The 14,883-nt window shown below is 60.5% G+C and carries 11 protein-coding genes; 2 read left to right on the top strand and 9 right to left on the bottom strand.

The window, feature by feature from the left end:
• Positions 1 to 2,239 (bottom strand): VCBS domain-containing protein (locus LB569_RS03665; protein WP_224691102.1); only part of this gene is annotated, 2,239 nt, incomplete at its 3' end.
• Positions 2,240 to 2,799: 560 nt separating this feature from the next.
• On the opposite strand from LB569_RS03665, the gene LB569_RS03660 reads away from it, so the two are divergent.
• Complete coding sequence (locus LB569_RS03660) at positions 2,800 to 3,105, top strand: transposase (RefSeq protein WP_224691101.1); 306 nt, start codon at positions 2,800 to 2,802, stop codon at positions 3,103 to 3,105.
• A gap of 64 nt (positions 3,106 to 3,169) precedes the next feature.
• On the opposite strand, the gene LB569_RS03655 is transcribed toward LB569_RS03660, so the two are convergent.
• The 4 genes from LB569_RS03655 to LB569_RS03640 form a co-directional block, all read right to left on the bottom strand.
• Complete coding sequence (locus tag LB569_RS03655; RefSeq protein WP_224691100.1) at positions 3,170 to 3,904, bottom strand: DUF433 domain-containing protein; 735 nt, start codon at positions 3,902 to 3,904, stop codon at positions 3,170 to 3,172.
• 931 nt (positions 3,905 to 4,835) lie between these two features.
• A complete protein-coding gene (locus LB569_RS03650) occupies positions 4,836 to 6,290 on the bottom strand; it encodes an aldehyde dehydrogenase family protein (protein WP_224691099.1) in 1,455 nt (484 codons plus the stop codon).
• A 240-nt stretch (positions 6,291 to 6,530) separates the two neighbouring features.
• Positions 6,531 to 7,709, bottom strand: a complete 1,179-nt coding sequence (locus LB569_RS03645) for an alanine racemase (RefSeq protein ID WP_224691098.1) — start codon at positions 7,707 to 7,709, stop codon at positions 6,531 to 6,533.
• A gap of 11 nt (positions 7,710 to 7,720) precedes the next feature.
• Entirely contained in the window at positions 7,721 to 8,587 is an 867-nt protein-coding gene (locus tag LB569_RS03640) for a GNAT family N-acetyltransferase (RefSeq protein ID WP_224691097.1), read from the bottom strand.
• A 298-nt stretch (positions 8,588 to 8,885) separates the two neighbouring features.
• On the opposite strand from LB569_RS03640, the gene LB569_RS03635 reads away from it, so the two are divergent.
• Positions 8,886 to 9,824 carry an ornithine cyclodeaminase family protein gene (locus LB569_RS03635; RefSeq protein WP_224691096.1) on the top strand — a complete coding sequence of 313 codons (939 nt, stop codon included), beginning with the start codon at positions 8,886 to 8,888 and terminating at the stop codon, positions 9,822 to 9,824.
• A 207-nt stretch (positions 9,825 to 10,031) separates the two neighbouring features.
• On the opposite strand, the gene tdh is transcribed toward LB569_RS03635, so the two are convergent.
• From tdh to thrC, 4 genes are read right to left on the bottom strand one after another with little or no spacing between them, the layout of a single operon-like run.
• Positions 10,032 to 11,066: an L-threonine 3-dehydrogenase gene (gene tdh, locus LB569_RS03630; RefSeq protein WP_224691095.1), complete on the bottom strand. Its 1,035-nt coding sequence runs from the start codon at positions 11,064 to 11,066 to the stop codon at positions 10,032 to 10,034.
• A gap of 52 nt (positions 11,067 to 11,118) precedes the next feature.
• The gene (locus tag LB569_RS03625; protein ID WP_263494121.1) at positions 11,119 to 12,348 is read right to left on the bottom strand and encodes a glycine C-acetyltransferase; all 1,230 of its coding nucleotides are present in this window, start codon (positions 12,346 to 12,348) and stop codon (positions 11,119 to 11,121) included.
• Entirely contained in the window at positions 12,345 to 13,289 is a 945-nt protein-coding gene (locus tag LB569_RS03620; RefSeq protein WP_224691094.1) for a homoserine kinase, read from the bottom strand. Before LB569_RS03620 ends, LB569_RS03625 begins: the two co-directional genes overlap by 4 nt.
• Positions 13,290 to 13,326: 37 nt before the next feature.
• Positions 13,327 to 14,754, bottom strand: a complete 1,428-nt coding sequence (gene thrC / locus LB569_RS03615; protein WP_224691093.1) for a threonine synthase — start codon at positions 14,752 to 14,754, stop codon at positions 13,327 to 13,329.
• Positions 14,755 to 14,883: the final 129 nt, after the last annotated feature.

Genomic DNA, 14,883 nt, shown 5'->3' with positions numbered 1-14,883 from the left:
CGCTGCCGGTGATGGTGGTGTCCTCGAGGCCGGAATTGGTGTCGGCCACCGCGACCGGTGCGTCGTTGACGCCGTTGACGGTGATGGTGAGCGAGGCGACCGAGGTTGCGCCATGTTCGTCGGTGACGGTGTAGCTGGCCACGACATCGGTGGAGGCGCCGGCCGCCAGGTGCTGGTAGGCGGCATTGCTGGCGTCGAGGCTGTAGCTGCCATCGGGATTGAGGGTCAGGCCGGCGATCGGCGCATTGAGGCTGTAGCTGAGGACGGCGCCGTCATCGACATCGCTGTCGTTGGTGGCGACGCTGCCGGTGATGGTGGTGTCCTCGAGGCCGGAATTGGTGTCGGCCACCGCGACCGGTGCGTCGTTGACGCCGTTGACGGTCACCGTCAGGTTGGCGCTCGATGAGCCGCCATGGTTGTCTGAGTTGGTGTAGCTGAAGACGTCGGTGACGCTGGCGCCTTCGGCCAACTGCTGCACCGCCGCCTTGGAGTTGTCGAGCGTGTAGGTGTAGGTGCCATCGCTGTTGAGATGCAGCGTGCCGTAAGTGCCGACCAGGTTGTTGCCGACATTGGCGGCCGAACCATTGACGGCGGTGACGCTGTGGGTATCGCCAGTGTCGACATCGCTGTCGTTGCTCAGCACATTGCCGCTGACCGGATTGGGCGCTGTGTCCTCTTTCACCGAAGCGGTGTCGGCAACCACGATCGGATTGTCATTGGTGCCGTTGATGGTGACGGTCAGGTTGGCGCTCGATGAGCCGCCATGGTTGTCTGAGTTGGTGTAGGTGAAGACGTCGGTGACGCTGGCGCCTTCGGCCAACGCCTGCACCGAGGCCAGGGCGTTGTTGAGCGTGTAGGTGTAGGTGCCGTCGCTGTTGAGATGCAGCGTGCCATAAGTGCCGGCGAGGTTGTTGCCGACATTGGCGGCCGAACCATTGACGGCGGTGACGCTGTGGGTGTCGCCAGTGTCGACATCGGTGTCGTTGGTCAGCACATTGCCGCTGACCGGATTGGGAGCGGTATCCTCCTTCACCGAATTGACGTCGGCAACCACGATCGGGGCATCATTGGTGCCGTTGATGGTGATAGTCAGGCTGGAGTTCGACGTGCCGCCATGGTTGTCGGCGTTGGTGTAGGTGAAGACGTCGGTGGCCGTGGCGCCTTGAGCCAGAGCCTGCACCGAGGCCAGGGCGTTGTTGAGCGTGTAGGTGTAAGTGCCATCGCTGTTGAGATGCAGCGTGCCATAAGTGCCGACGAGGTTGTTGCCGACATTGGCAGCCGAACCGTTGACGGCGGTGACGCTGTGGGTATCGCCCGTGTCGACATCGGTATCGTTGGAGAGCACATTGCCGCTGACCGGATTGAGAGCGGCATCCTCTTTCACCGAATTGGTGTTAGCGACCGCGATTGGCGCATCATTGGTGCCGGTAATATTGACGACGATATTATAGCTGGCGCTTCCGTCGGCCGACTTCACCGTCAGAGTGTCGGTGACATTCTGGCCCTGGGTCAGCGGGTCGGCGAGAGTCTGGTTGAGCGTATAGGCCCATACACCGGTTGTCGTATCGAAAGTGAAGGTGCCATAGGTGCCCTGCAGGCTGGGGGGAGCCTGGAAATGGTTCTGGCCGGCATCGGGGTCGGTGATGGACAGCTGTCCATGAGCGTTGGGATCGTTCAGCGTGCCATTGGCGACGCCGCCCGCTTCCACCACGGTCAGGTCGGCGCCCGGAACGGCGGTGATTATCGCGCCGTCATTGGTGCCCTGGATATTGACCGAGACGCTGGCCCAGCTCAGCGTTCCGTTGCCGAGTTTGATCGCATAGGTGAAAGTCTCGTTGATCTGGTCGCCCGCCCCCATGGCTTGCAGGCTCGCGAAGCCATGCGCCGCAAGGTACCCACTAAGGTCCATCTCGACCTTGCCGTTGTTGATGCGGATGGAAACCCCGCCGCCGATGCTTTCCCAGGCTGAAATGCCAGTAGCCTGGACGTCCTGGGTTGTCAGGTCGACGGGGGCGTACTGCTTCGTGGCCGTCGATGCGGAAATCCCGTCGTCGATCGAAAACAGGGACTTTGCGTTTCCACCCTGGTCGTTCGCCATCACGTCGAGAACTATGATGGTCTGGGACCCTGAAGCGAGGACTACGGTATCCTCAGTGTAGTTGAAAACGTCATCGTTCGCCTGCGGCGTGTTTGAAAACGACGCTGTGGTTCCACCTGCATCGGCGATTTTAGAAGCCATTTTCAACCCCCTGGTTATTAGAATGCAGACGCCCAACCATCTGCTTCATTGACAATCCTGAACGACCGGCTGCTTCCAGCCGTCATCCAGGCACGCCGTCGCGCTTAGAACGGCCGCCTAAGCCGGCCATTCAGGGCGGATATTGAATCGATGCTGGTGGACGGGACGACACTTGTCGTCGCGTTGCGTTTCCTACCCAATCACATCATCCAACTCGTGTTTCTAGACCACGAATTTTAGATGCCCCTTATATTAGGAGATAATTAACTCTACTGGAGAGGAAGCGTCAACGCCCAACTTGGCCGAACAGTTAATAGTTGAAAATAAGGGAGCCAAGCCGTCCGAATCGGGTCGTGAGATCGAACGAGCGCACACCGGATATGCCGGCATACTCCCCGTGCAGGATGACAACTCTGTGGCCGATTAGGCCAGTTCGCTTGAACGCTCTGCGACCTCAACTGAATCCCGCACCGAAGCGCCGACGTTCTTGATTCGGCGGCCACTTCCTTCCTGCCTTCAGGGGTGCCGTCATCGCTTACAACACCTGCAAGCTCGATGCTTTGAGGGAGCGTTTCCAGCTCTATGTCGACAAGGTTCTGGTTCCCACACGAACCCGGCGACATCGTCATCATGGACAACCTCGGTTCCACAGGGGCAAGGCCGTGCGCCGCGCCATCCGCTCGGCCGGCGCCAGGCCGTTCTTGCTGCCGAAATACTCGCCCGACCTCAACCCGATCGAGAAAATAGTGGAGGCTTGGCATTATAGGAGCGCTCTGGCCGTGACGTCAGAGCGCTCACCCAGCGATGGCGAAAGAACTGACGTCCACCGCTTCGCCCGATCGGGAAAGCCACATGTTGGTCTCTAATCGACCCCGCTGCCAGGCAGATGCAACTCGTATCCCGTGAAGACGGCAACGCCGTTATTGATCTCTATTTCAACGATCTCATTGATGAGAAAGTCCTCCGGTCCGAGATCGGCAAGAAGACCATCCAAGAGCTCCCTCTCTCACGAGGTCCCACGCGTTTCGTATTGGTCAACTGCCGTGGGTCACCCTTCAAGATCACACGCGTCGAAGACTTTACTTTCACGCCCTGCTGGGAGAGCTTCTTGGGCCGCCCGCGCAGCGGGTGAGCGGCAACCCAGATCCTGGCGAGCTCGATCATCCGCGACGTTAGCCTGGGATATCCCTCGAGAACCTCCGCTTCGTCTGCGCCCTGCGCCAGCATCGCCGCGATCATTCGCGCAGGGATGCGGGTTCCTTTGAAGACCGGCTCTCCGCCCACAACTCCCTTGACGCGACCAATTACAGCCTCCGCTTCGTCGAGATCGATGATGCGGGCTTTCAGCTGTTTGCGCGCCTCGGCGATGTCGACTATCAACAGGTCATCAGCCCTTACGGTCATGGCAGTTGGGGCAGCTTTGATTTCCTCGAATAGTCGGCGACGGCGATCAGCGGTAAGTGTCGCACCCACCCCGTACCAGAGCTTGAGCCGCAGCAAATCCTCACCGGTCAATGCCCGTCGAACGATCCCGCCAGCGCGTTGGACAGCGCTTGGCACCGCATCGACAATGTGTTTGTCGATCGCATTGTGAACGGCCTTGATGCCTATCCCGCTTATGGCGGCCGCCTCTGCGGGGGTATAGACGCGAGTGAGTGCTCCCATAATTCTTCTCCTTGTGAAGAACAATATAGGCCTAGAGCGTCCCATCGTAAAGGCGCCTGCCGTTTAAGACCAAAGCGGTCGTTACAGGCATGGCCAGGCGCGAGCGTTCATACAAATGAACTTGGCGACCTAATTTCGGATCCCCTCCCGTTGGTTCCCCTGAGCGGTTTGTCCTGCTTGGCCGTGCGGCGACTTCTGTCGCCTCGACGTCTGGCAGATCGCACAACGTGTCGAGGGAAAAATGAGAAGGAATTCCTTCGTCGTGACATAAGTGTGGGGGCGCGCTGGATCGCACGGACCGTGGTGATTATTTCTGGGAACGAAGCGAAGCGATCAAGCCACCGCAGACTTCGTTCCCAAAGCGCGCCGCCGGTGATCGGCGCGTTGCCGGAAGCGACCACGGGCCGACAATTACTCCCAGCTACGATTCGACCAAGGATTGTCAGGCCGAGAGTGGTGGCTATGGTGCTCCATGTTGCCGCCGATTTACACGCCATTGCACGCCAATTCCCTAAGCACTCCCGATGGCGCTTTACATTCGCGGACCAGCGCGTTCAGATCAACAAGCTGCTTGGAAGGACACGAACCGACTACTAAGGCCGACCGGGGAATAGACGCGGACAGAGGGCGAGAACGACAAACCTGAGCTACCGTCGCCGTTTTCCCCCTACTCCCACTCGATTGTTCAAACAGCGTATAAGCCCTTGAAATTACCGTCAAATATTTTCCGCAATCGCACAAAGTCCGAAATCAGAACCGTCAAAAAGTGGCGCTGTTGATTTTAAAGAGAAAATCGCCGCAAAAAATATTTTGAGGTTTCAGCAGCTATCGGGACCAATCGGGCGATTTTTGCACATTCAGCCTTCGAGAACGATCGTCAGCCGTCTCGAAAAAGTACCGTCACCAGCTGCAAATAGGGGCAGTCAGGTACTTAGAAATAGCCGAGGATGGATTTGACCTCGAGATATTCCAGCATCCCCTCGACGCCATATTCGCGTCCGTTCCCGGACTGCTTGAAACCGCCAAACGGGGCGTGCGGATCCCAGGCCGGGTAGTTGAGATGCACCTGACCGGAGCGGATCCGCGACGCGACATCCCTGACAGCGTCCAAATCCTCACCCTGCACATGGGACCCCAAGCCGTACACCGTGTCGTTGGCGATGGTGACCGCCTCCTCGACTGTGTCGTACGGGATGATGCAGAGAACTGGACCGAAAACCTCTTCCTGTGCAATGCGCATGCTAGTGCGCACGTCCGAAAAGATCGTCGGCTTCACATAGAGGCCGACCTTCAGATCGTGTGCACGACCCGGCCCGCCGATGACGAGCTTGGCGCCTTCCGATATGCCCGCGTCGATCATGGTTTGGATACGGTCGAATTGGGCACGATTGGCGATCGCACCGTGAGTGGTGGCTTCCGAAAGAGGATCGCCGACGACGACCTGGGCCGTGGCCCTCTTGGCGATTGCCTCGATCTCGGACAGCCGCTCGCGTGGCACGATCATGCGCGTCGGGGCGCTGCATGACTGGCCGAGATTGCGGAAGGCGGCGGCTATGCCCAAGGAAACAGCGCGGTCGAGATCGGCGTCCGGCAGGATCACGTTCGGCGACTTGCCGCCGAGTTCCTGCGCGACACGCTTGACGGTCGGCGCTGCAGCCTGGGCCACCGCAATGCCCGCGCGGGTGGACCCGGTAATGGAGATCATGTCGACATCCGGATGGGATGCCAGACTAGCACCGACGCATGCACCATCACCTTGCACCAGATTGAAAACTCCGGCAGGGAAGCCGGCTTCCTCGATCGCCTCGGCGAACAGCAGAGCGTCAAGGGGGGAAAGCTCGCTCGGCTTCAACACGACCGTGCAGCCTGCCGCGAGAGCCGGCGAAACCTTGGCGGTGATCTGGTAAAGTGGCCAGTTCCATGGAGTGATCAAGGCGCAGACACCGATCGGTTCGTGGGTGATGGCGGTTTGCCCCCGCTGCTTGACGAAGGAAAAGGCTGTCAGCACATCACGCGCAACCTTAACATGCGCGATCGCCAGGGGCACCTGTGCGCTGCGAGCATAGCCGATCGCCGCGCCCATTTCGAGGGTGAGGCATTGAGCCAACAGTTCGCCGCGGGCCTCCAGCAACTCTTGCAGGCGATCGAGCAGACCCGCGCGGTATTCTGGCGTGGTCCGGCTCCAGGTGGCGAATGCCCTGCGAGCCGCTGACACGGCTGCGTCCACGTCCTCGCTATTGCCAAGCGGAAACTGGCTAACGACCTCTTCTGTGGCGGGATTGATGACGACTCCCGTCGCGGTGCCGCGCGGCTCAGCCCATCGACCGTCGATGAAGAACTTGTCCAGGTGGCCGTTGCGCGACAGGTGTTCGAGGGGCGTCATCACCCGATAAGGTCCTTCATGCGGTAATAGGCGCCGAGAACGGGCAGGAACAAGGTACGCCCGAAATAGCCGGGGATCGCCGGCCAATCGAAATCCTCCAGGGATTCAAGTCGGGGCGCCCATCCATGACATCAGTCGTGGTGCTGCCTATCAGCGTCGACATATCCAGCTTGTAAGAGGTAAACTTCATTTTCTTGACCACCAATGCTTTGATTGGGCGAAATCCGAGGCATAGTTGCGCGCCTACCAGCCGCGCATCCGCTCCCAACGCGCTTCAATCCTGGTGCTGTCCCCGTTAACGACGCTATAGAAATCATGCTGGGCGGCCATCGCACATGCGTGGTTGGGCAAGATCCGCACCCGAGAGCCGAGCGGCAAGTCGGGCATGGACTTTCCAGAACCGGCACGAATGGCGAGTATACCGTGTTCCTGGCTGGCCTGGACCACGATCACATCTTCCATCACCCGCCCCTTCTCGTCGCAGACAACGCCGTAACCCTGGTCGATCTGCTGGTTTGCGGTTCCCCGGTCGCGCGAAAGCGCCATCCACCCAGCGTCGACCAGCACCCATCCCTTTTCCGGCTTGGAGCCGATCACCGTGGTCAATACGGAAATCGCGATATCGTCGCGCTCGCAGACCCCAACCCCGTGCTGAACGAGGTCGAAGAACATGTAGACCCCGGCGCGCAGCTCCGTGACACCCTCGAGAGTCTGGGCGAAATGCGCGGTTGGCGTCGAGCCGACGCTGACGATCGGAGAGGCATGGCCATGGGCGCGCAGGATTTCAGCGGCGCGCACGGTGGCTGAACGCTCGTTCTCCGCTGCCCTGACCAGCGCATCGGGCGTGCTCAAGTCATAGGATTCGCCTGCATGCGCAAGAACGCCGACGAGCTTGGCACCGGCCGCGACGACCCTGCTCGCGACGTCGACCAACGTCGGGTCGTCCGGCTTCAAGCCACCGCGGTGGTCATCGCAGTCCAGTTCGATGAAGACCGATGGCGCCATGCCCGTGGCTTCGCGCACGCCGGCCAGGGCGTCGGCCTGCTCCACGGAATCGAGCAGCAGTTTCACATCTGCGCCGGTACGGCGAGAAAGCTCCATGACGCGCCTGGCCGAATCCGGCGAGATGCCGACCGCGTAGGTGATGTCGCGAAAGCCGTGGTCCGCGAAATATTCCGCCTCGGCGATGGTCGAGACCGTGATCGGACCGGGCTCGCGAGGGAACGCGTATCGGGCGACATCGATGCTTTTGGCCGTCTTCATATGGGGGCGCAGCACCACGCCAAGCTTCTTGGCACGCTCAGCCAGTCGTTGAATGTTGCGTTCGAGCCGTCCGCGGTCCAGCAGCAGTGTCGGGGTGATCAGGGCGTCGATCGTCCTAGCCGTCTCGCTCACTGCCAGGGTTGCCGCCATCTTGTTCATGATCTCGGTTCCTAGGTGAACGACTGGTTTGCCAGCGCGTACATATGGGCTGAGCCCTCGGAGACAGGCCGCTGCCCCTTGACCATGGCGGTCGCCGAGCTGACCTGCTGGAGGCCGAGGCTTTCGAGCCAATCGCCCAATCCATCTTCGGCATAGATATCGATGCGAACGAATTGATCGTGAAGCTTCGAAAGTTGGGCCACGATCAGCAGCCGCGCATCCTGGTCACTCTCTGCCGCACAGGGGCCGATGACATAGCCACGGCCGAACCTCCTGCTGATGGCGTAGCCGGCAATCCGCCCGTCGCGTTCGATTACGACGACCTTGCCCGCATCGGCGAGCGCAGCCACCATCGCCGAGCGGGGCATGCCCGTTGCCCGTTCGTCAAAGGTCTGAATCGCCGCGAGGTCGGAGACCGTCGCTTGACGCACACCGTCACCGCCCCCCCGCGTCACCGCAGTGGTCAGCAGGCCTTGGTGCTGGAGCACCGTGCCCCAGGCAGTGAAGCCGCGGCGCTTGTAGAGCGCGAGCCCCTCTTCGGTGGACGTGAGCAGCACGTTGCGACCCTGCGCCGCCTCAAGCAATCCATCAAACAGCCGCGAACCGTTGCCACCGCCTTGCGCAGGGCCAGTGACGATGATCATGCCGACGGTGGCAAAAGCCTTGCCGTAAATCCACGACATGGCGGTGCCAATCACCTGCCCTGCCTGCTCGAGAACCAGCCCCCTGCCGACAGTGGCGGCAAATTCCCAATCCTCCAGGCGATAGGGCCAGCCCATCTCCTGCGACAGCTTCAGCGCGCCCGGCAGATGGCGGGGCTCCAATTTCATCAGCTCTATCGGGTTGCTGACGGTGTCTGTGTCATGCTCAATGGCCATAAGTGCAACGCTGTCACCTTATCCAGAATTGAAGTCGCACATTAGAGTCGCGTCTGCCGGACAGATTTCGCTGCTGTTTCGCCCTTTCAATTCAGCGGGATTATTCGTTTTAAGCAGTTCCTCGGCATCTCAAATTGCGCAAATCAGACGAGGACTATCTGGAATCGCTAGCTCGTGGTTGCCCCGCGATCGGCCGACATCCGCACCGTTCACAATGGGTGTGATCTCACGCTCTGCAATGACATAGCCGCCAATACTCCCCAGCGAAGGAACGCCTGATGCTCACGAGGAATTTTGGATGATATACATCAGCGAAGACGAGTCAGCCGCCCTCGTCACGCATGAGCTTGCCTTCGAGGCGGCGCGGAAGGCGCTCGTGGCAGCAGCATCGGGGCAGAGCTGGGTGTTCCCTGCTGTGATCGGGCGTACGCAGGTGGCGACCAATACCTTCTCTATCAAATCCGGGTCGTCTGACGACCTGACCGGAGTGAAAATCGGCTCCTTCTGGTCGGGCAACCCCGCACGTGGCCTTCCCCGCCACAACTCCACCATCGTGCTGCTCGATCAACATACAGGACGGCTCCGCGCCATAGTCGAGGCCGGAAAGGTGAACGCCTACAGGACTGCCGCAGCCGACGCGGTTGCGGCTGATCTTCTTGCGCGCAAGCAGGCCAAGGTTCTGGCGATATTCGGCGCCGGCAATCAGGCAAGCTTCGAGGTGAGGGCGCTGGCACGCATCCGCGCAATCGAAAGCGTGTTGGTGGTGGCCCCGCCTTCGCCGCAGCGCGACGCTTTTGTCGATCAGATCGGCGAATGGGGCCTGAAGGGGCGCGCTGCCTTGCCTGAAGAAGCCGTGCGTGCGGCCGACATCGTGGTGACGGCGACACCCTCACGCGAACCGCTGTTCGATGCCGCTTGGGTGGGACCCGGAACCCATATCGTCAGCATGGGGTCGGATGCTCCAGGCAAGCGCGAATTGCCGGGCGAACTATTTCCCAACGCACGTCTGTTTTGTGATCTGCTTTCCCAGTCCGTTCAGATCGGCGAGTTCCAGCACGTGCGCGACGAGATCGACGCCGGCGTGCTTGCAGTAACACCAATCGGCAACGTCATTGCCAAGCGTGTGTCTGGACGCCTCTCCGACACCGAAATCACTGTCTTCGACAGCTCAGGTATCTCCCTGCAGGACCTCTATATGGCTGACGCTCTGATCCGCGCCAAGACGCCCCACCGCTAATCAGCTTCGCAGCGACAAATCCCCGCCTCGATGGTGCGGCTGCACTGGAACAAAGAGCTTTACGGCCCCGTACGAGTGCATGTCCGCCAGCCTACCGCCAACCACACACGGCAGCCCTGAGTGAGAAGACCTCAGGAATCGGAAAACGCGTTGCCCCGGAAGTTCATGCCGTAGATCGCCCCTCTCGAGGCTAGTCCCGACCGCCGCCTACCAATCCATCACCACCTTGCCGGAACTGCCGCTGCGCATTGCATCGAAGCCGGCCTGGAAGTCGTCGATGCCGATGCGGTGCGTGATCAGGCCAGAGACATCAAGCGAGCCTTGCACAAGCGCGATCATCTTGTACCAGGTTTCGAACATCTCGCGGCCATAGATGCCTTTGAGATGCAGCATCTTGAAGATGACCTTGTTCCAGTCGATCTCGAAGCCGGTCGGCGCGATGCCCAGAATGGCGATCTTGCCGCCATTGTTCATCGTGTCGATCATGTCGCGGAAGGCGGGGGCCGCGCCCGACATTTCGAGCCCGACATCGAAACCCTCGGTCATGCCGAGCACCGGCATGACGTCGCGCAGCTTTTCCTTCGAGGCGTCGACGACATGCTGGACGCCGAGCTTTTTCGCCAGCGCCAGCCGCACCGGGTTGATGTCGGTGATGACCACCTTTCGCGCGCCGACGCATTGCGCGACGAGCGCGCCCATGATGCCGATCGGCCCGGCGCCGGTGACCAGCACATCTTCGCCGACCAGATCAAAGGAGAGTGCCGTGTGCACGGCATTACCGAGGGGATCGAAGATCGCGGCGATCTCGTCCGGCACGTCATCGGGGATCGACACGACATTGTGTTGCGGGATCGCCAGATATTCGCCGAAAGCGCCGGGACGGTTGACGCCGACGCCGAGCGTGTTGCGGCACAGATGCCCTCGCCCGGCGCGACAGTTGCGGCAATGACCGCAGACGATGTGGCCCTCGCCCGACACGCGCTGGCCGACCTTGTATTCCGTCACCGCGGCGCCGAAATCGGCGACCGTGCCGACAAATTCATGGCCGGTGACCATCGGCACCGGCACCGTCTTTTGCGCCCACTGGTCCCAATTGTAGATATGCACGTCGGTGCCGCAGATCGCCGTCTTCTTGATCTTGATCAGCACGTCGTTAGGGCCGATTTCCGGCACGGGCACCTCTTCCATCCAGATGCCCGATTCGGCCTTGGCCTTCACCAGCGCCTTCATCATGTTCGACATGCTTTTGTCCCTTGAATCTCTTGATCCGGAATCGCTTTTCGATTCCGGCCTTTCAGGAAATGACCCCGAGTTCGCGCCCGACGGCGGCAAACGCTTCCACCGCGCGGTCGATGTCGGCGCTGGAATGCGCAGCCGACATCTGCGTGCGGATACGCGCCTGGCCCTTCGGCACCACCGGGAAGGAGAAGCCGATGACATAGATGCCGCGTTTCAGCATGCGTGCCGCCATCTCCTGCGCCAGGCTGGCATCGCCCAGCATCACCGGGATGATCGGATGATCGGCTCCGGCCAGCGTGAAGCCGAGTTTGCCCATCTGCGACCGAAAGCGCGCCGCATTGTCGTAGAGTTTGCTGCGCAACCCATCGCCGTCCTTGATCAGTTTGAACACCTTGATCGAAGCGCCGGCGATCGCCGGCATCAGCGTGTTGGAGAAGAGATAGGGCCGCGAGCGCTGGCGCAGCCAGTCAACCACCGGCCTGCTCGCCGCCGTATAGCCACCCGAGGCACCCCCCAGCGCCTTGCCTAGCGTACCGGTGATGATGTCCACCCTGCCCTCGACGCCGCAATATTCCGGCGTGCCACGGCCATGCTCACCGACGAAGCCGACAGCGTGGCTGTCGTCCACCATCACCATTGCATCATATTTTTCCGCGAGGTCGCAGACGCCCGCCACATTCGCGATGATGCCGTCCATCGAGAAGACGCCGTCGGTGGCGATGAGCTTGAAGCGGCTGCCTTCAGCCTTTTTCAGTTCTTCCTCAAGGCTCCCCATGTCATTGTTGGCGTAGCGGAAACGTTTGGCCTTCGACAGCCGCACGCCATCGATGATCGAGGCATGATTCAAGGCATCCGAGATAATGGCGTCTTCCTCGCCCAGCAGCGTTTCGAACAGGCCGCCATTGGCATCGAAGCAGGAGCCGTAGAGGATGGTGTCTTCCATGCCGAGGAAAGAGGAAATCGTGGATTCGAGCTGCTTGTGCTCTTCCTGCGTGCCGCAGATAAAGCGCACTGATGCCATGCCGTAGCCGTATCGGTCGAGCGCGGCCTTCGCCGCCTCGCGCAGCTCTTCGCTGTCGCCGAGGCCGAGATAGTTGTTGGCACAGAAATTGAGCAGCTTGCGGCCGCCAACCTCGATCTCGGACGACTGGGGCGAGGTGATGACGCGCTCGCGCTTGTACAGGCCCTCCAGCTCGATCTGCGAAAGCAACTCGCGAACGCGGTTGTTGAAAGTCGATGCCACCCTGCTTTCGCTTCCACTGGTTTTCTTCGCGGTCTTGCTCATGCGATTTCTCCCCTGTGCACGCGTAACATGCGCTCGAAGTGGCTTGGATCGTGTGGTTTGAGGATTGCAGCTTCCCGGGGCTGGTACAGATCACAGAGACGCGATAGCCAAAAGCGAAATGCTCCAGCGCGTTGCATCGCGGGAAGCGATATGCGTTCGGCTGGAGTAAGCGCTCGAACCGACTCATAGGCGTCTAAGAAAGCGGCGGCTCGCTTACTGTCTTGGCGGGCGGTGCAGTCATCGACGCACCAGTCATTGAGGCACACGGCTATGTCGAACAGAAATGTGTCGCATCCGGCGAAGTAGAAATCAAAGACGCCGGTCAGATGACTGCCGGCAAACAACACATTGTCACGAAAGAGATCGGCGTGCACCGGCCCCCTGGGGAGTTGGTCGTAGGTGGCAGACACAGCGATCTGGTTCTGAAAGGTCAACTCGTTGGTGAGCAGCGACCGTTGTCCATCGAACACGTATCGGGCGAGCACCGGCACCACCTCGTTCCACCATTGGAGCCCCCGCGGATTGGCTTGTCGCCGTGGGTAATCGCTTCCGGCCAGGTGCAATCGGGCCAAAATCGCTCCAACGGCGCGACAGTGCTCCGCAGAAGGCGCTGTCACGCTCTCGCCCGGGAGCCTGTTGACGACGACCGCAGGTCGATCTTTCAGCGAATGAAGGATTTCGCCTTTGACGTTGGCAACCGGATTCGGGACCGGCATTCGCCGCGCCGCGAGGTGCTTTATGAAATGGAGGTAGAAAGGCAATTGTTCGAATGTGAGGCGCTCAAACAACGTGAGCACATATTCTCCGGTTTCGGTATCGACGAAGTAGTTCGTGTTCTCAATCCCGGTCGTGATGCCGCGAACAGAGCGCGGCCTGCCCAGACCCAGGGCTCCAAAGAACGCTGCGACTTCGTCGACTGATAGCTCCGTATATACAGCCATGGCGAAAATAACGGTCTCCGATTGCTCGAGCAGCTCTTCAGCAGGCCGCGCCCTGCACGATTTCGGCGATGTAGGTTTTTACGGTCTGCGCATCGGCGGGAAGGACCTTAAATCGTCTCGGCAAATCTTCTATTCCATCGAACCGTTCTGGACGCTCTGGTTCGCGGCCTAAAGCCTCCCTGATGGTCTCCGCAAATTTGACCGGCAGGGCCGTCTCGAGCGCTATCATCGGCATCTCCGGAACGGAGTGCCTGCGTGCGACCGTGATGCCGTCAGCAGTGTGTGGGTCGATCAACGCGTTGAAGCGGCGCCACGTGTCACGGATCGTCTCCAACCGGTCGGCGTGCGTGCTCTTGCCGCTGCAGAAACCAAAACGAACCGCAACCTGCGCGAAGGCGGGATCACCACTGAGATCGAACGATCCTCTTCCCCTGAGCTGGTTGTCGAACATTGATTTCGTCCGGCTCGCATCGCGACCGAGCAGGTCGAAGACGAAACGCTCGAGATTGGAGGCCTTGGAAATGTCCATCGATGGGCTTGATGTTTCATACGTGTCCGCTCGGCCCCGCACGCGGTACACGCCGGTGCGGAAAAACTCATCGAGCACGTCGTTCTCGTTGGTTGCAATGACGAGACGGGATACGGGAAGTCCCATCATGCGCGCAACGTGACCAGCACAGATGTTTCCGAAGTTCCCCGAAGGAACGGTGAAGTCGACCTCTGATGTGTTCCCCGCGGTGACCTGGAAGTAGGCGCAGAAGTAGTAGACGACCTGAGGCACCAGCCGGGCCCAGTTGATCGAATTGACGGCGCCTATCCGGTGGCGCCTCTTGAAGTCACCATCGCCGGACACGGCTTTCACGATGTCCTGGCAATCGTCAAAGACCCCTTCGATGGCGATGTTATGGATATTTTCGTCCTGCAGACTGAACATCTGGGCTTGCTGAAAGGTGCTCATGCGTCCGTGCGGCGACATCATGAAGACCCGCACCCCCTTCTTGCCGCGCATGGCATATTCCGCCGCGCTGCCCGTGTCGCCGCTGGTCGCCCCGAGGATGTTCAGTTCCTCACCCCGCCGCGCCAGTTCATACTCGAGCAGATTGCCAAGCAACTGCATCGCCATGTCCTTGAACGCCAGCGTGGGGCCGTTCGACAGTTCCGCCACGTGGAGACACGTCTCAAGCGCGCGCACCGGCGCGATCCTGGCGCTCCCGAAAACCTCGGGCGTGTAGGTCTTCGCGCAGATGGCCTTCAGATCGGCGGGCGGAATATCGTCCATGTAGAGCGACAGGATCTCGAAGGCGAGGTCCGGATAGGACAGCCTCCGCCACCGGTCCAGCATTGCGTCATCCACGAGCGGGTACGTCTCGGGCACATAGAGCCCGCCATCCGGCGCCAGACCTTCAAGCAGGATCTCGCAGAACTTCCTGCGTTCGGGGTGCCCGCGCGTCGAGATGTAGTGCATGAGATGCTCCTCCTTGTAGGTGCGATCGTTCAGCCGGGGCCGCAGCGCCGCATGGTCATGCGCCGCTACCCTCAGCCGTCAGCGTCGGGCCCGCCAGAAGGCGATCTTGTCCTGCAGGCCATAGCGGCG

The organism is Mesorhizobium sp. BH1-1-4 (assembly GCF_020165665.1).
GTDB lineage: Bacteria > Pseudomonadota > Alphaproteobacteria > Rhizobiales > Rhizobiaceae > Mesorhizobium.
This window is presented reverse-complemented; position numbering and strand designations above follow the sequence as displayed.

Bases quoted from the DNA above. Each gene is read 5' to 3' on its own strand.
- LB569_RS03645 (WP_224691098.1), bottom strand. From the start codon at position 7,709: ATGAACAAGATGGCGGCAACCCTGGCAGTGAGCGAGACGGCTAGGACG.
- LB569_RS03635 (WP_224691096.1), top strand. From the start codon at position 8,886: ATGATATACATCAGCGAAGACGAGTCAGCCGCCCTCGTCACGCATGAG.
- LB569_RS03655 (WP_224691100.1), bottom strand. From the start codon at position 3,904: ATGGGAGCACTCACTCGCGTCTATACCCCCGCAGAGGCGGCCGCCATA.
- LB569_RS03640 (WP_224691097.1), bottom strand. From the start codon at position 8,587: ATGGCCATTGAGCATGACACAGACACCGTCAGCAACCCGATAGAGCTG.
- LB569_RS03620 (WP_224691094.1), bottom strand. From the start codon at position 13,289: ATGGCTGTATATACGGAGCTATCAGTCGACGAAGTCGCAGCGTTCTTT.
- tdh (WP_224691095.1), bottom strand. From the start codon at position 11,066: ATGTCGAACATGATGAAGGCGCTGGTGAAGGCCAAGGCCGAATCGGGC.
- LB569_RS03625 (WP_263494121.1), bottom strand. From the start codon at position 12,348: ATGAGCAAGACCGCGAAGAAAACCAGTGGAAGCGAAAGCAGGGTGGCA.
- thrC (WP_224691093.1), bottom strand. From the start codon at position 14,754: ATGCACTACATCTCGACGCGCGGGCACCCCGAACGCAGGAAGTTCTGC.